18 protein-coding genes and 1 pseudogene are annotated in these 16,279 nt (G+C 50.3%); 4 read left to right on the top strand and 15 right to left on the bottom strand.

Going from position 1 to position 16,279, the window contains the following annotated elements; genetic code table 11:
• Window positions 1-24: 24 nt before the first annotated feature.
• The 8 genes from U0L91_RS12190 to U0L91_RS12155 all read right to left on the bottom strand — a co-directional run bounded on the left by U0L91_RS12190 (window position 25) and on the right by U0L91_RS12155 (window position 7,359).
• The gene (locus tag U0L91_RS12190) at window positions 25-1,194 is read right to left on the bottom strand and encodes an aldo/keto reductase (protein WP_330047300.1); all 1,170 of its coding nucleotides are present in this window, start codon (window positions 1,192-1,194) and stop codon (window positions 25-27) included.
• Window positions 1,195-1,321: 127 nt separating this feature from the next.
• The gene (locus tag U0L91_RS12185; protein ID WP_330047298.1) at window positions 1,322-1,747 is read right to left on the bottom strand and encodes a hypothetical protein; all 426 of its coding nucleotides are present in this window, start codon (window positions 1,745-1,747) and stop codon (window positions 1,322-1,324) included.
• 39 nt (window positions 1,748-1,786) lie between these two features.
• Window positions 1,787-3,844: a recombinase family protein gene (locus U0L91_RS12180; RefSeq protein WP_330047296.1), complete on the bottom strand. Its 2,058-nt coding sequence runs from the start codon at window positions 3,842-3,844 to the stop codon at window positions 1,787-1,789.
• Between the two features lie 73 nt (window positions 3,845-3,917).
• On the bottom strand, window positions 3,918-4,085 hold the full coding sequence (locus U0L91_RS12175) for a hypothetical protein (RefSeq protein WP_330047294.1): 168 nt from the start codon (window positions 4,083-4,085) through the stop codon (window positions 3,918-3,920).
• Window positions 4,085-4,450 (bottom strand): plasmid mobilization protein, encoded by a 366-nt coding sequence (locus U0L91_RS12170; protein ID WP_330047292.1) that lies wholly within the window; start codon window positions 4,448-4,450, stop codon window positions 4,085-4,087. Before U0L91_RS12170 ends, U0L91_RS12175 begins: the two co-directional genes overlap by 1 nt.
• A gap of 555 nt (window positions 4,451-5,005) precedes the next feature.
• On the bottom strand, window positions 5,006-5,437 hold the full coding sequence (locus U0L91_RS12165) for an RNA polymerase sigma factor (protein WP_295343534.1): 432 nt from the start codon (window positions 5,435-5,437) through the stop codon (window positions 5,006-5,008).
• A gap of 978 nt (window positions 5,438-6,415) precedes the next feature.
• Window positions 6,416-6,838: a YjdF family protein gene (locus U0L91_RS12160; protein WP_330047286.1), complete on the bottom strand. Its 423-nt coding sequence runs from the start codon at window positions 6,836-6,838 to the stop codon at window positions 6,416-6,418.
• On the bottom strand, window positions 6,835-7,359 hold the full coding sequence (locus U0L91_RS12155; protein WP_330047284.1) for a PadR family transcriptional regulator: 525 nt from the start codon (window positions 7,357-7,359) through the stop codon (window positions 6,835-6,837). The genes U0L91_RS12160 and U0L91_RS12155 overlap by 4 nt, the downstream gene beginning before the upstream one ends.
• 881 nt (window positions 7,360-8,240) lie before the next feature.
• On the opposite strand from U0L91_RS12155, the gene U0L91_RS12150 reads away from it, so the two are divergent.
• Complete coding sequence (locus U0L91_RS12150; RefSeq protein ID WP_330047283.1) at window positions 8,241-9,044, top strand: exonuclease/endonuclease/phosphatase family protein; 804 nt, start codon at window positions 8,241-8,243, stop codon at window positions 9,042-9,044.
• Window positions 9,045-9,196: 152 nt separating this feature from the next.
• Here U0L91_RS12150 and U0L91_RS12145 read toward each other — a convergent pair whose 3' ends face one another.
• The 6 genes and pseudogenes from U0L91_RS12145 to U0L91_RS12120 form a co-directional block, all read right to left on the bottom strand.
• Window positions 9,197-9,391: a hypothetical protein gene (locus U0L91_RS12145; protein WP_330047281.1), complete on the bottom strand. Its 195-nt coding sequence runs from the start codon at window positions 9,389-9,391 to the stop codon at window positions 9,197-9,199.
• A gap of 53 nt (window positions 9,392-9,444) precedes the next feature.
• Window positions 9,445-9,570 (bottom strand): annotated as a pseudogene (locus U0L91_RS12515) (ATP-binding protein); the annotation flags it as partial.
• A gap of 658 nt (window positions 9,571-10,228) precedes the next feature.
• A complete protein-coding gene (locus U0L91_RS12135) occupies window positions 10,229-10,828 on the bottom strand; it encodes a hypothetical protein (protein WP_330047279.1) in 600 nt (199 codons plus the stop codon).
• A gap of 22 nt (window positions 10,829-10,850) precedes the next feature.
• A complete protein-coding gene (locus U0L91_RS12130) occupies window positions 10,851-11,666 on the bottom strand; it encodes an ABC transporter permease (protein ID WP_330047277.1) in 816 nt (271 codons plus the stop codon).
• 13 nt (window positions 11,667-11,679) lie between these two features.
• Window positions 11,680-12,492 carry an ABC transporter permease gene (locus U0L91_RS12125; protein ID WP_330047275.1) on the bottom strand — a complete coding sequence of 271 codons (813 nt, stop codon included), beginning with the start codon at window positions 12,490-12,492 and terminating at the stop codon, window positions 11,680-11,682.
• Complete coding sequence (locus U0L91_RS12120; protein ID WP_330047274.1) at window positions 12,476-13,399, bottom strand: ABC transporter ATP-binding protein; 924 nt, start codon at window positions 13,397-13,399, stop codon at window positions 12,476-12,478. Before U0L91_RS12120 ends, U0L91_RS12125 begins: the two co-directional genes overlap by 17 nt.
• A gap of 155 nt (window positions 13,400-13,554) precedes the next feature.
• Between U0L91_RS12120 and U0L91_RS12115 the strand changes: the two genes are divergently transcribed.
• From U0L91_RS12115 to U0L91_RS12105, 3 genes are all read left to right on the top strand, one after another.
• Window positions 13,555-14,250, top strand: coding sequence for a response regulator transcription factor (locus U0L91_RS12115; protein ID WP_330047418.1), 696 nt, complete (start codon window positions 13,555-13,557; stop codon window positions 14,248-14,250).
• Window positions 14,247-15,623 carry a sensor histidine kinase gene (locus U0L91_RS12110; protein ID WP_330047272.1) on the top strand — a complete coding sequence of 459 codons (1,377 nt, stop codon included), beginning with the start codon at window positions 14,247-14,249 and terminating at the stop codon, window positions 15,621-15,623. The genes U0L91_RS12115 and U0L91_RS12110 overlap by 4 nt, the downstream gene beginning before the upstream one ends.
• Before the next feature lie 151 nt (window positions 15,624-15,774).
• Window positions 15,775-15,972: a hypothetical protein gene (locus U0L91_RS12105; RefSeq protein ID WP_330047271.1), complete on the top strand. Its 198-nt coding sequence runs from the start codon at window positions 15,775-15,777 to the stop codon at window positions 15,970-15,972.
• An 89-nt stretch (window positions 15,973-16,061) separates the two neighbouring features.
• Here the strand turns inward: U0L91_RS12105 and U0L91_RS12100 are convergent.
• On the bottom strand, window positions 16,062-16,279 hold a 218-nt coding region (locus U0L91_RS12100), incomplete at its 5' end, for a GHKL domain-containing protein (protein WP_330047269.1).

The raw sequence follows: 16,279 nt of genomic DNA, 5'->3' as shown, positions 1-16,279 counted from the left end.
TAGTTCCGGTTTCTGTCCGGTGGATTACCACAGTTTCAGGATTCTGACTCCCAGACGGACCGTCTTGTACAGCGGGCCTTCCAGTTCTTTTGCGGCGTCCTTCAGCAATCGGCGGATGGGCAGATGCTGCGGGCAATGCTGCTCACACTTGCCGCAGCCCACGCACTGGCTGGCACCGGTCCCTTTGCGCCGCAGTCCGGTCGTCAGCAGATACTGTTTTTTGGCATGGCTGCCCTCGGTCGCTGCGCGGTTGTAACACGCAAAGACGCCCGGAATATCCACCCCCGCCGGGCAGGGCTGGCAATACGCACAGCCGGTACAGCCCACCCGCATGGATGCCTGCAGATCGGCCCGCAGTCCGTCCACAAAGGCGTGTTCCTCCTTCGTCATACAGCCGGGCTGTGCTGTATCCGCCTGGGCGGTGTTGTCCCGGACCATCTCGAGACTGTTCATGCCGGACAGGACCACCGTGACACCGGGCTGATCCCACAGCCAGCGCAGTCCCCATCCGGCCGCCGAACGGCCGCTTGCGGCCACCCGTTTTTGCGCGTCGGCGGACAGGCCGGTGATCAGCCGTCCGCCGCGCAGCGGTTCCATAATGATGACCGGAATACCCCGGGCCGCTGCGGTCTCGAGCCCCCTGCGGCCCGCCTGGGTGTTTTCGTCCAGATAGTTGTACTGGATCTGACAGAAATCCCAGTCGTAGGCATTCAGCAATTCCAGAAAAGCCGCCGTGTCTCCGTGGAAAGAAAAGCCGATCCGGCCGATCGCTCCCGCGGTTTTCTTTTCCTCGATCCACTCCCGGATGCCCAGGTCACACAGCTTTTTCCAGGCAGCCAGGTCGGTGAGCATGTGCATCAGGTAAAAGTCGATGTGGTCCGTTCCGAGGCGGGACAGCTGCTCCTGAAAGCAGCGCTCCATGCCCGCTTTCGACTTGATCAGATACTGCGGGAGTTTGTCCGCTATGTAAACCTTGTCGCGGCAGCCCAGGCGGCGGAGTGCCTCTCCCAGGGCCGCCTCGCTGCCGCCGTAGATATAGGCCGTGTCAAAGTAGTTGACGCCCCGGCGCACCGCCTCCCCGATCTGTTCGGTAACCGCATCCAAATCGATCCGCCCGCCGGTCTTGGGGAACCGCAGACAGCCATATCCCAGAATGGACAGCTTTGTGCCGGTTTTGTCGCAACGATACTGCATGATTCTTCTCCTGTATTGCTGCCCTGTTCCGAAGGAATCCGGAACGGACGCACAAACCTTGTTTCTCGGAATTCTCGTATAACAACAGTATAACGGGCACCGCCTGAAAAAACAAGCCGAACCGCCGTCAGCTCAGACCGGACCGGGAACGGTCTTCCTCCCAGCGGAGCGCATAGTTCCCGTCCGCCCTTGTAAATTGTACGATGACGCAGCATTTTCCGGCCGCATCGGTCTCAATGACAGCGCTCGGGTTCCCGGCATTGAGTTCCACAGCCTCTCCTCGGCCCCGGATTCGCACACAGACACTTCCTTTCGTCGTGTCCGATTCCAGAACGAACCGGTAACGGCACGCCTTTTTCAGGCGAAGGAACTGTCGGATGCTGCCGTTGCAGGCTGAAAAGGTGGCTTTCAGACAGTTCCGGTTTTTCCCGATCCGGGGTGATCCTATATAGACCAGGGCTCTTTTGGTATTCAGCACCAGAAAGCCGTTTCTATATAAGAGATAACACAGTCCTGCCACAACCGCCGCGATTGCCAGCATCTTCAGAATCATGGTTTTCCCTCCGCTCGTGTTGCATGGTTCTGTATGGTATTATACCAGAAATCCGATCCTTTTGGGAGCCGAAATTATTTTCCTACCCTTCCCAAACAGCCGGGCGCCTCCCTGAACCCGGCGCCGGATTCGGTGGATGTCATGGGCCGTCGGTTTCCTCTCCGGCAAACGGACGCTCCTTCTGTTGGTCTCTCTCCTCCCTCTTCCCGCGCCCACATCGGTCCGATGCAAAAATTCCCCTGCCGCTGGGCAGGGGAATTTTGGTATTACGCGCAGAGAGCGCTCACAGGCCGGAGCGCCGACAGTCTTCCTTGCGGGGATTCTGGATCGCTGCCTGTCCTGCGCCAATCCCGCCGCCGAAATGTCCCCATTCAGCCGACCGTTCCTGTTGATCAGAAAGGGTTGACGGGAAGCCCTGGGAGGCGGCCAGGCCCCCCGGTATAAATTGCTTTCCAGTGTAATGCGCGGATATTCCTTCCGCCCGTTGACCTCACAGACCAGCGTCTGGGGTTCGGGGGCCAGATCCAGCACCCAGGCGAACCGCGTGTCGTCGATGGGTGTGATGCGGCGGACAAAGTTCTGGATGAACCACTCGCTCACCATGCCGTCGGTGAAATCTACCGCTTCGCAGAGGCTGGCCTCGATGGCATCCATATCCAGCGCCTTGTGGTCCCCCTGCTGGGCCAGCAGTTCCGCCTTCTCCTTGTTGACCCGCTGCTGCTGAACACCGATCTCGTTGCTCTGCTCCACAAACTGGCTCAGAGTGATCTGGTTGGATGCCTTCATCATGATCAGGTTGTCCAGCCGTTGGTTCAGGGCATCCATCCGCTTGTCCAGGGCTTTCAGCTTGTCCGGGTCGGCGCTTTCCTCCCGGTAACAGGCGTTGAGCATCCGGCAGGCTTCCAGCACTGCCTCCCGACGGTTGCCCCACACGGTCTCGAAGATTTTCAGGGCCATCAGTTCCAGCTTCCATTCAGGGAAGGCTTTCAGTTCACAGATGCCCTCTGGCAGGCCGTGTTTCTTCAGATACAGGGCGGACTGCTTCTTGTGGCGGTAACACTCAAAGCCATAGACCTGGGTGCCGTCCCTCTTGGTGTTCCACAGATACCGCCGCAGCTTGGAACCGCAGTGGCAGACCAGCTTGGTGACCCAGACGTTCTTGGCGACGGTGCCGCCGTATTTGCGGGGCTTGCCGTTTTCGTCCAGCAGATTCCGCTGGCGGCTTCGACGGATGTCGTTGCACCGATGCCAGAGCTCCTCATCGATGATGGGGGTGAAGTTTCCCTTTTTCAGGATGTAGGTCTCCTCGTCGTTGTTCTTCTCCCGGCTGTGCTCCAGCAGATCGGTGGTCCGGGTACGGTTGTAGACGCAGTAGCCCATGTAGGTAGGATTGCGCAGGATGCGGGTGATCTTGCTGGAATCCCATTTCAGGTGCCCGCCGCCGTCCTTACGGCCTTTTGCGATCAGTGTCTTGGCCACCTTCCCCAGCCCGTCGCCGGTGGCGTACTGTTCAAAGATCATCCGCACCGTTTCGGCCTGTTCCTCATTGATGACGTAGGTGTTATGGATCTTATCCAGATCGTAGCCCAAAATGTTGCCATTGCCATAGAGTGTTCCCTTCTCCCGGCTCATCTGTATCCCGGCCCGCACCCGCTCACTGATCTTGCGGCTTTCCTCCTGGGCCATCGTGGCCATGATGGTGAGCCGCAGTTCGCCGTCGTTGTCCATCGTCCAGATGTTGTCTGAGGCAAAGTAGACTTCCACGCCCAGCTTGCTCAGCTTCCGGGTATAGGACAGCGTATCCACCGTATTGCGGGCGAAGCGGCAGACCTCACGGGTAACCACCAGATCAAACTTGCCTCTCTCCGCATCCTCGATCATCTGCATGAAGGCGGGGCGCTTGGTAGCCTGGGTGCCGGTGATGCCCTCGTCCACATACTGGCCCACCACCTCCCAGTTGGGATTTTTCGTGGCCAGTTCCTGATACCAATCCATCTGGTTGTCCAGCGCCGATACCTGGGCCTCATGTTCGGTGGAAACCCGCCCGTAAAACACCACGCGGCGGGGACGATTCCGATATTCCTGTAAAAAGCTCATAGAATCAACCTCCTTTTTGTGTAGTCTCATTGTAGCGCTGGATTTCCTGGTTGAGAAATGTACTGCCGAATGATTACGATGGTGGAATTTTATGTGTATCTGTTTGTTCGGACTCATTCGGATGTGGGGCGTATTTCTCCATAATACAATCGTAAGTGGCTTTGTTGATTTTCCCCTGCTCATACAGCAACCGAATCAACTTGATGGCAACATATTGAATGTCAATCTGCGGCTTTTCCATTACGTAGTCCCCTCCTTCTTTTCTGAAATAACTGGCGTGCTGGTTCGTGGAAGGATTGCCCCCTGTGCCAAAACAATCGTATTGTTCAGCACCTGAAGCGTGTATTCCAGCATGGACATATCTTCATCCGGATTACTTCCTTCCCGAATCTTTCTCAGTTCCTCCTCTACCCAAATCATCTGTCGAATTAAGACACGGTAGTCTGCAGGCGGTAAAGCCATGGGTATTTTACGAGAAACCAATACTCTCAGGTACTGTTCCCTTGACAGACCAGTCATCGCAACATTGTTGTTAAGCCGCTCCAATTCTTTTTCAGTAAGTCGGAATTTCACTTCTCTGGTTCGTGTTTTGGCTGTGCTCTGCATATCAACCTCCTGTTCGTTATCTGGTCGTTCTTCTCAGACTTTGACTCAACACTGCTGGTTTTTCAAAATCAATCTCACATGAACGGCGGCCACTGTGATCAGACAAAAGTCTGCACAATGACCGCCGTGGTATCTAAGATCAATGTTGCATCCTGTTCGACACTACTCCCCGGATGCTTGGCGACAGCTCAGCTCGGCGCTTGGAACGCTCCCACTTCCTGCCTACTTTATGCAGTCCCTCTGCAGTCTTGCGATAGCACTGAGGGGCGTATCATGATTACCTGTCCTTTCCTCGCATCGGTGAGATTCCATCCTCACCTGACGGCAAATGCTGATCGCTCCACCGTCACCGGAGTACTCACCTCCCTTGTGGCGCGGTATCTTGGCGGCATTCCCGTCCGTGCTGACCGTCGCTCCGTGGGTTGCGGCCAGACAGGCTGTATGTAGCTGATTGTCGGATATTTATTTTTTTCAAGGTGCGCGAGAGGATTTGGGGGAAGCTTAAATGTTCCTCTCACTACTCATTAAAAAAATCGACAAAAAACGTACCTACTTTTATAACTTATTTTTCAGAATTTTTTCGAGTTTTTTGCGACCACTTTTAAGCGATTTTTGAACAGCCCTTACCGAAATGTGCTCAGCCAAAGCGATTTCTTTGCAAGATTTCCCGAGAAAATAAAAAGCAAAAATATGTTGTCCCTGTTTGATGGGAAGCTTTGAGAGTGCTTTGTTGAGTTGCCGCATTGTCAGTTTTCGTTCGTAAATTTCCTCCGGACTTTCCTCATGCACAATGATGTAGTTTTCGACACCTTTTCCATAATCCAAAGAGTAGTAAGCTTTGGCCCGATAACATTTCATATAGGAATTTCTCTCGTCGCGTATGGATTGCTCCAGAACATACGCCACTTCATCAGTGACGTCAACAAGATTGCTTTCATCATACAGTTCCGGTTTTGAATAGAACTTTTTTAAATCAATCGTTTTCATAAGCACCTCCGCAAATTTTGGCTTTCATCAAAAGGCAAAATTTGTTGGTGGCGCTCTTGGCCAGAGAAAAAAGAAAAGCGACCTCTTACAAATTGTTACTCTCTCATTTCCAAGCCAATGGAATATTTTGAGATAAAATGAAACAATTTGTAAAAGGTCGTAGAAAAATGTCGAAAATGGAAAAGGTGCAATCCGAAAACCCGGCTGTCCCCTACTCAGGTCATCACACTATGGGAATGATGCTTGTTTATGGTTATCCCAGTCATTTATTCCCTCCTGTCAAAAGTAAATCCTATTACGACGGCTTCTCTATTTATTGGTTATTGATTTTGGTTTCCCGTTTGCCCGACCGCTCCCCTAACCTTTTGTGGGATTTCCTTACGCGTGCCGCGCAATAATTACAATATAACATTTATATTCAGATAACTTGTCGATTCATTGGGAATGTTGCAATTTTTTAGAGTATCTTGCCAAATTTTAAGATTTAGCAATTCTGTTGCTTCAGAGCTGTAAGACAAGAACCGGGTACCATTCTGCTCCTATGCTCCGTTTAACTAGAAAGATGATACAAACATAAGTCTGGAGAGCCAAGAAATGTGCAATGATTTATGCTCCGTCGCTTTGTTAATCTGGGAGTGTCAAATATCTTCTGAAGGACAGCCTTTCTCGTTTGCCATCATCCGGCAGCATAGTTTACGCCTCGATTTTTTTACTGCTATGGATTCCGTATCTTCAGCATCTGATTAGTGTATTCATATTCGCGCGGAAGAATGATATAAGGTTCGATATATGATATGAACAGCTACACTTGATTGAGTCTGTCGAGTTACTATAATGTACTGTAAAATAAAGAAAGCCGATAACCGTAAGGGAAAACCTTGCAAGTTTATCGGCTCTATGTGGATGAAGTTTTTAGGATGGTACTATGGCAGAATTGTAAGCGTTTTGTATTGCCCTAAAAGAAGATAAACCCTCTGTCTATCTTCCTCTGTGCTTGGCTTTCTTCTTTTCCTGCCGTATTGCAAACCGTCGGTCTTTCTCCGCCTCTTTCTGTTCCCTGCTCTTTAATTTTCTCTCCAGCTTGCATTGCTCATGCTGCAGTTTCAGTGCCTGCTGAGCCTTTGTACCAATACCTTCATTTTGCAATTGACTATGAATTTCACGTTGCATACGTTTAGGATTAATTTTTCGCTCTATAGCTGTTTCAGCCTGAATTGGATGGCCGAATTTTAGCTTGTGCCAGTTCTTTAGTAAAAAATCATAAACTTCATAATCTTTCGGTTCCGATCCGAAGGTGATTTTGCATACCTCATACTTATCGTTATCCGTTCTTTCGTATATGCCAATCCAAAATGGAGCTTCGAACAAGATAGTTAAGCTGCTTTGCGGGATTGTACTCATTCTTGTGAGAACTGCTCCTCAAAGTGATTCAACCACTCCAAGAGAGCATGATAGAGTAACTGCTGCTGGTCAAAAATCGTTCTTCCCACCAAGGGAATGTCCGCAAATTCTTTTGCATAGCCCTCATTCAACTTAACCGAAGATTGAATGCTATGGCGCAAAGCCGAAACCAGCTCCAACGCTTCGGCTTTGTCAATCTTGTTCAGATTGGTAATGACCACATTGAAATCAAATAGTAGCGGCACTGATCCAGCAGCGCAAGAGGCCATCAGTTCCTTAAAATAAACCTTGCCCTGATCAGTAATAGAATAGACAGCTTTATCCGCGAACTTATCGCCCTTGACAATATTGCTTTGAAGATAGCCCTTCTCCGTCAACTGGATGACTTTTCGGTAAATAGAGGGTGCACTTATTTTTGTCCACCTAGGAAAATGATGGTACTCCACATCCTTTTGAATGTCATAAGCACTTTGCGGTTTCTCTAATACAATACCAAGTATAACTAAATCGATTGATGACATCACTACGCCCCCAGGCCTTTACTATCAATAATAGTACTATTGTTAATAGTAAAAGTCAAGAGATGTCTAATAAAACAAGAAATTCTTTTGATGCGGCGTTTTCCTTTTAGTAAGGCCCTTTCGGGCAGTTTGTCCCCATCCAGCAGATCGTCAAGACAGCCTTAGCGAAGTTCGGGGAACAACACCATGAACGTCCATCGTGGAGAAAGGCCCCGCCGCATATCGGGCAAAGCCGAGTTTCTATGTCGGGTGTCGGGGCCTTCCTCAGTGAGCGACGCCCTTCCAGCATGATAATACCGCCGTCCGCCATAAGCTACTTGGAGGCTGCGGCGATCTTTCTCTTGCCGCCGATCTCGTTCTACTGGACAAGCAGCTTCACAAAGTTGCCCCCATGCTCGGCAGCATATTCCGTTACCTGCCGGAGATTCGAGAGGACATCGGCGGTCAACTGGTCGGCACGGATAATTTGCATAGGCTTCGAGTATCCTTTTTTAGCTCGATATGGAATAACTCTTGCCTTGCAGTTCATCCCTATAGGACAATCTCGGATCAAGGGCGGTAATCATGTTTTGGGTGGCTTGTCTTAAAATAAAATTCTCCGTTTCCGACAGCCAGCCCCACTATTCCGTATTTTTATCATATCACATGGGGCGGCTTTCTGTATGGCGATGAAAGCGTCAAAACTGCTTCTTTACAATCCGTTTAATTCCTGCTTTTTGCGTAGTAGCTCATTGTTTTGTGGCAGTAGAAATATTCATTTTTATGTGCTACGCTAATTTAATTATTAAGTCCTATCCGCTGTGTGAGTGCGTAGCGGTGCAGACTTGCTAAACTCTGATAGGCAGATTGAGCGGAAAGAATCGATAGGAGGATGTGCAAAAATGCCGGAAATTAAAGTAATGACCTGGAATACCAGGCTGTACGAATATAAAGGCAGCGAAAAATCAGAGTTAGACGGGCTTCAAATATATGAAGAACAGGTAAAGCCCGTCATTGAAAAGCATATACGGCAGGCAGATACATCCGCTCGCAATACAATCGCCATTGCCGTTTTGCAGGAAATTCCTTATAAGTTTCGATGTGAGAACGGGAGATGGCGAACACATAAAGTGTTTGACCAGTTTCAGCAGGATTTCATGGATTATGATACCTTGTGCTATACAGCCCCTGATGCCTACCATATCAAAATGACTGCGGTGATCGCATCAAAAGATGCTGTAAAAGAAATCCCATCTGTGAAAGGAAATGTTCAGAAGAAGGAACAGCAGAGAAATTTGTATCTGCCATTTACAATAACCGGTACGGATCTAAAAGTAATAGCTTTACATTCCCATAATGCTTTTGAAGCAAGGAATCAGCTGGCACGATTTGAAAATCTGAAACCAAACGTAATAATAGGCGACTTTAATGCAGGAAATTACATTAAAGAGAAAGATGATGAAAAAATTAGACCCAACCGTTTGGAGTATCTGCTCTTGACTGAAGGATATCTAGATATTTGTCAGGGACAGTACACGACCAAATACTATACGCAAATCGACCACATCCTGCTTGAAAACAGCAGGTCTTTTGCTCAGAAATGCAATTTTCGAAACCTTAAGGTGGATCGGCAGAACACTGTATCCGACCATTATCCCATTTCCTGTGAAATATTATGGGAAGAAACACAATCAGAGCTTTTGTGAGTGCCAAGAGATTTGACGGTGTTTTAATACCATATGCGGAATCGAAAAAGCGAGTATAAGGAAGAGCATTTTTGGGTGAAAGCATTTGGAGAAGAATACAGCAACTACAAGAATAAAGTGCGCAGGTATCTTGGGCGTAAATAATTTTCGGTTCACGCCGGATAAGTCAGCTCCTGTGTAGCCGCGGCTTCCGCTCCCAGTACCCGCGCCATTTTATCAGCGGCGGTGGCCGTGGTGTCTTTCTTGAAATAGCCGGACACGATAAGGAAGGAATTAGCCATGCGGATTTCCGTCACGCAGTCGGGGCGGCGGGTGGTGCGGTGGTCGTGTCGCTTGTTTTCTGCCATAGGCAATACTTCTTTCAGTCGGCAATCAGTTTCTTCACGTTTTCCATTTTCCGCTACGCGACTTCCTGACGAAAGTTGTCACCGGTAAAGCGCACCGGGACGTACATGGAAAGTAGCCGGTCATAAATACGGGAATGGGCGGTGTCGTCCGGGTCATCGAGATCGTCATGGTTGAGGCTGTCCTTGCCTTTGAGCGTTTCGTCTGGTACGATCGCCTCGTACACCTCACATTTCTCGGCCAGCCCGAGCCACCTTCGACGGTTAATGAGTTTGTAAATAGAAAAGGAGTTTTTCTATTTGTCGCCTCCTCCGTGCTCTTGTAGTTGGGGTGCTGATTCAAATCGTACTTCTTGGAATAGAATGGAGACAGGCTCTAGGACTGCACGATGCACCTGACGGCGGGCATGGTGGAAAGTTCGCTAATGGTCATCAGCTCCCGGCCTAACCGCTGGTTGTTTTGGCTGTAACTTTCCGACTAGCCCCGTGTCCGGCCACCCATTTGCATGGAGATTGTCGCCTTGCTCGGCCAGTTCTCGGATGTTTTCTTAATTGTGCCGGACTCACGACCTCCCCCTAAAACACTACACTGTCAATGTTGCCGAGAATGGTTTCAGCATTCTTGTTATAAGATAGCCTTGCAGTAGGCCAACTGCTGATAAAAGAGCGTCAGACTATAGTTATTAATCTGGTAAATAAGTAATTTTAAAAGTGATTACTTTTCCCAAAAGCATAAAGGCGTCAGCCAAATGGCTGACGCCCAGCTTTTTTTCTGCAAAGAATACTCCTTTGTAATTCTAGGAAAACAAAGACTTTCCTTTGAATCTTTCGGCTTGCTTCTCAGGTGACTTTCAGGGATACCGTTCCGTCTGCATTCCTTCCCCGCACCCCTATATAGGTACTTTCGGCATCCACTTTTACAGTCCCAGTATACTTTCCGGTTGCGGAGAGAAGCGTTACTGGGTCATCACTGCCCGAGAGGAGGAAAATGGCGGCATCACCATTTTCAAGCGAAAGCGAGCACTCGATTTTCAGGGTGTTGCCTTCTTCGCGTCTCAGCGTAGTACCGCCAAAAACCAATTCTATCCCCGTATAATCCGAGTAAATAGCTTCATACGAACCTGTATAATTATCCGTTCCTTTTGACAGAGTACCTTTTAGTTTTCCTTCCGGCGTCAATGCTGCCGCGCCTATTTCATCTACAAATGCGCCATACGTTTCCAGCACATGATCCTTTAGTTGGCCCTCATCCACTTCCGACAAAGAATCGAGTGTCTGATTGGCTCCCTCAACAAAGCCCTCCATCACCCGATTGGCTCCGTCGGCCAACCCATTTAATACCGAGTCGGCGCCATCCATCATAGACTCCATAGACATTGAGCAGCCCGATAGACCGAAAACGCAAATGAACCCGCCTATGAAAAAGAGCACTTTTTTCATACATATAATTCTCTGCATCCGGTTATCCCCTTCCTCCTGTACGGCGTCGCTGGCTACGTCTTGTCCACGACTTCTTTTTAGCCGGTGTTGCCTTGCCGCCCGGACGGGAAAGCAGCAGAATTACTATCGTTGCCAAGATCACAGCTGCCATCCCTGCCAGAGCAAGCAAAATGTTTGGCGCTTGTGTGGCACCATTGTAGGCCTGCATATCGAATCCTGCGAGGATCAGCGCTGCGGAGAAGGGATAGGCCGAAAGCAGAAAACCGCTCTTGAAAAACAGAATGCAATATCCCAGAAAGAAGGTTAAGAGGGAGCCGCCGAGATAGGCCCCGCGTATCTGACCAAACAGCAAGATCATGGGCATGCAGACAAGACTGGTAGTAAAAGCCGCGGTCACAAGGTGAACGCCCTGTTGCAGCAGCACTGCCGCAGAAAGGCCCTCCAATCCGGCCAGGGCGCCGGTCAGAACTGTTACCGCCACGCTGTATAAACCAAACAAAAGGGACAGTGATATAGTGACGATCAATTTCCCGCCCAACAGTTTGGCATAGGACACCGGAATCGTGATTAGATTCTTCATAGTGTCATGAGCATACTCTCGGTCAATCAGCCATCCGCCGATCATCACGAGAGAAATCGGGAAAAAGATCTGTGTGTTTCCCCAGATCACATTGGCAAACAGTTTTTCAAAAGTAAAGTCCGGGTCCCGAACTTCCGGATTGAGCAGCCACTGGGTGCCATACTGCACCACAGGGCAAAGCGCCACGGCCACAATGCCCACAAGCATGATCTGGCACCGCCGCAGTTTTCTCCATTCGCCCCTCAGAATGCTTCCCATGATGTACACCTCCTCAGCAGCCCTGCCGTTTATAGACCAGTCCGATCAAAGCCAGAAAGAACACCGACTCTGCAACGACAACCAAAAACGCCTGGGTGGTTGTCACAAAATAAGGACCGATCCGTTCCAATAACGCTGCCATCTCTGCGCTGGGATCTGCCGTGTCCAGATACTGATAAAACCAGCGGAAGGTCAATGGTCCAGGCAACAGCGTCCCTGGATTGAAACCAAAAGGCTGCGTAATAAAGAATTCGCTTGTGCCGAAAATGTAATTGACTGCCGTATAGAAAAACGTGATGATCACAGAAATGATGTAACTGCGGTTCAGCAGTACCACCAGAAAAATACACGGCAAGGCTCCGGCCCACATCATGATTCCCTGGCCGAGGCCCACAAAAAAGAGCCTCCAGAAGCCAACCGGTTCCAGCCCTTTTGCAAGAACGATAGCCAGATTGACGAAGCCGCCGACAGCCATGAAGGCTATGGAGAACAAGAACAATACGCCCATTTTGGCAAAGGCCAGCGCTGGTTTGCTCACAGGAACGACCAAAAGGTTTTTCAGAGTATCGTTGTCCTGCTCTTCAAACAGCAGATTGGAGGCAAGCACCACCAGGGCGGGCATGAGAAGAAGATAGGCACTCAGCTGATACAGTGTAGCCATTATGTTGTCGATTGCCTCTGCTCCGTTGGTAAATTCCTTGAATTCCGGCAGAAGAAGCGCACATTCCAGGGGGATCAATGCCGAAATGGCCGCAGCCCCGAAGAACAAGGGCTTGCGCTTCAGTTTGGCAAATTCACAGCGCATCAGCTTAAGCAATGCCCTCACCTCCAGTGACCTTCTTGAAATAGTCCTCCAGGGTATCTTCATACATGTGCGCGTCCGACACCGTCAGACCCGCGCCCACAAACAGGCTGATCGCCTGCGCCGGGTTCAAATTTGGTTCCCGGACGGTCACTTCATTGGCGCTATCCACCGTAACCTTGCGAATGCCCAGTTTCTCGTACAGAAGCCTTCCTGCCAGCGCCGCATTGGAAACGGTGAACCGGAAATACTGGCCGTTCTTTTGCTCCAGTTCCTCCAGACTTTCCTCCTCCAACAAGACGCCGTGGTCAATGATGCCGATATCATCCGCAAGCAGCGCAATCTCCGATAAGATGTGGCTGGAGATCAGGATGGTCTTGCCGGTGGAATCGCACAGTTCCCGGATAAAGCCGCGAACTTCCGCAATGCCGATGGGATCAAGGCCGTTGATGGGTTCGTCCAGAATCAGAAGCTCCGGGTTGTGCATGATCGCCAGCGCAATGGCCAGACGTTGTTTCATGCCCAGAGAATACTGGGAGAACAGCTTTTTGTCCCTGTATGGCAGATTGACAACTTCCAAAGCGTTCTTGATATACCGTGGGCTTTTCAGCCCGCGCAGATCGGCAAAGATGCGCAGATTTTCCGTTGCGGTCAAATTGGGATAAAAACCGGGGGCCTCAATCAGTGAGCCGATGCGCGGCAGGATTTTCTTTTCATTTCCGCTGAGCGGCTGTCCAAATATACGGACATCGCCGGAGGAGGGCGCTGTCAGCCCCAGCAGCATCCGCATGGTCGTTGTCTTGCCGGCGCCGTTCCGGCCCAGCAGGCCATAGATACGCCCCTTTCGGACATGAATAGAAAGATTGGAAACGCTGGTTTGCTCGCCATAACGCTTGGTCAGGTTACGAGTTTCGATCACAGTATCGCTCATCTGCGAATACCTCCCTTCGTGTTGCATCCAGAATATCATGCTGTCTTTGAGATAACGCTGAGCCAACCTTGAATTATCTCTGAGATTTTCCGTGCATCATGGAAGAATCCCGGATCAGACTGTATAATGAATACAAACAAGAAAGGGGTGTACGGATGACAAGCCATACACTGTTGCTGGTCGATGATGACCATGACCTGCTGGAAATGCTCTGCTCGATTTTTCGGCGGGCCGGATATAACGAACTTCTGACCGCTTCTTCCGGGACGGAGGCCCTTGCAATCTGGCGGGCCCAGCACCCGGACATGGTGGTTCTGGATGTGATGATGCCTGACATGGACGGCTTTTCCGTACTGAAGGAAATTCGCAGTACCAGCCGTGTGCCGGTTCTGATGCTTACCGCCCGGGGAGAAGCGGAGGACCGGGTGGAAGGGCTGGAAAACGGAGCGGACGATTATCTGGCCAAACCATTTCTTCCAAAGGAATTGCTCTTGCGGGTCGGTGCCATTCTGAACCGGGTCTATCCGGATACCAATGAGATGGTTGTGCTGGCCAATGCTGTGGTGGATCTGGCCAACGCCGAAGTGATCAAAAACGGAACTCGGACCGCCCTGACAGCCAAGGAGATGCAGCTTTTTACAAAGCTGTACCAGAATGCCGGGCGCATTGTCACCACAGGCACGCTGTGCCAGACGATCTGCGGCGACTTCTGGCAAGGATATGAAAGCACATTGTCCACCCATATCCGGCATTTGCGAGAAAAGATAGAAGAGAATCCTTCCAAACCGGTTTCCCTGATCACGGTAAAGGGGCTGGGGTATCGCCTGACCCTCAAGGAGAACAAACGATGAACGCAGTACAACGGTTTTTCCGGAGGTATATTTTCTCCACCATCGGAATTGTTCTTTTGTTTTTTGGCGTCAACCTGGTTCTCATCGTTGGCATCCTGCTGTTGGGCAGCGCCAGCGGTTCGGACATTTCCTTTTCGGTAGAAGAATTTTCTGACCATCTGTCTTTCCAGAACGGCGCTTGGAAAATCGAAGATTCCGAATTGCAGCTGCTGGAAGAAAATCGTGCATGGGCCATGTTGCTGAACGACAATGGGACGGTTGCCTGGGAATATGATTTGCCCCAAACACTCCCCAGGCACTATACAGCGGCGGATGTGGCCTCTTTCAGCCGGTGGTATCTGGAGGGTTATCCGGTAAAAATCTGGTCCCGGACAGACGGCGGCTTGCTGGTGATTGGTTTTCAGCCTGGAACCTGGGTCAAATACTACTACGCCCTAGAATGGCCTTATATCACCGTGCTGCTGGGTGGAAGCATTGCCTTCTTTTTGATTAACCTGATTCTGGTTGTCTTTCTGATGCTCCGAAACACCCGGAAAGTGGAAAAGGCTATGACCCCCATCCTGCAAGGCATTCAGGATCTGACCCACGGGAAAGCGCAGCACCTGGACGAAAACGGAGAACTGGCCGAAATCAATGCGGGGCTCAACCGTGCAGCTGCCTACATGCACCAGAAAGACAACACACGGGCCGAATGGATTCGCGGGGTATCCCATGATATCCGGACGCCTCTTTCCATGGTTCTGGGCTACGCCAGTGAACTGGAGGATGATGCGCTCCTTCCGCAGGAAGCCAGAAAACAGGCAGGCATCATCCGCCGGGAAAGCGAGAAGATGAAGCGGCTCATCGACGATTTGAATTTAACCACCAAACTGGAGTATGCACTCCAGCCGGTGCATCGTAAAGAGGTGGACTGGGTGGAGCTGAACCGCCAGACGATCAGCGAGTTCCTGAATAACGGCCTGGATGGCCGGTACGAGATTACCTTCACCGAGACGCAGCCGGGGCGCGCCATTCACTTTATGGGAGATGCCGGGCTCTTGCAGCGGATGCTGGAGAACCTGATCCGAAACTGCATCACCCACAATCCCCAAGGGTGTACGATCACGCTTTCTGTTGGGGAAGAAAATGGATGTGCCCTTTGCGTGATTTCGGATGATGGCGTGGGGATTGCTCCGGACCGTCTGGAGGCACTGAATGGCGGGGATGCCATCGACAGTTCTCAAAACAGCGATGAAAAAGCAGAGCATGGTTTGGGTTTAAAGCTTGTGGCACAGATCGTGAAAGCGCACCGGGGAACGATTTCTTTTGCAGGCAGCATTCCCCATGGATTGACCGTGAAAATTGTTCTACCACTCCTATCCCCTGTTCTTTAAATTATATTGAAATTCTCACTCCACGTTCGCTGCGGCTATGTTTTCAAAAGGAGCACAGTCTTTGTGTCCTCCATTCTCAAGTAGAACACCGAAAACGTGAATTCTAAGTTTGATTATGAGAGCAAGGCAACCTATGCAGGAGAATTTGAAAATGTCAGAAGATTGTCTCCTTTTGATAGGCATCTCCCTGAGTTTTATCGTAGGATTAGTGGAAAGTCTCGATTTCTTCAATGCTACACTCATGGAAATCACAACCCACCACACGAAACTGGCGGTGCGCCAGTACATTGGCATGACCACCCGCCAGCTGCAGACCATGCTGTCTTTGGAGCGGCTGAGGGTTGAGTAGCAACCACATGAGAACAAAATGAAAAAATAAGAACAGGGCGCATTGCATAGATCGTTGCAGTGCACCCTGTTTTGTTTGGTTAAGGTCGGCTATATCATCAAGCATATAATCAAAACAAATCGTTCATTCTCCACATTTGCCTCCAAGGTTCCATGATACCGCTGTGCAATCTCTCTCATGCCGGGAAGGCCAAAGCCATGGATTGCTTTGTCTCCTTTTGTTGTGGAGAAGTCCGGGTTGAGCTTTCCTCCCACGGTGTTTTCCAGACGCATCATGAAAATTCCCTTATCCGTGCGGCAACGGAGGG

This window comes from Gemmiger sp. (assembly GCF_036306485.1).
Lineage (GTDB): Bacteria > Bacillota > Clostridia > Oscillospirales > Ruminococcaceae > Gemmiger.
The sequence above is the reverse complement of the archived record's forward strand: the minus strand, read 5'-3'. Positions and strand labels throughout refer to the sequence as shown.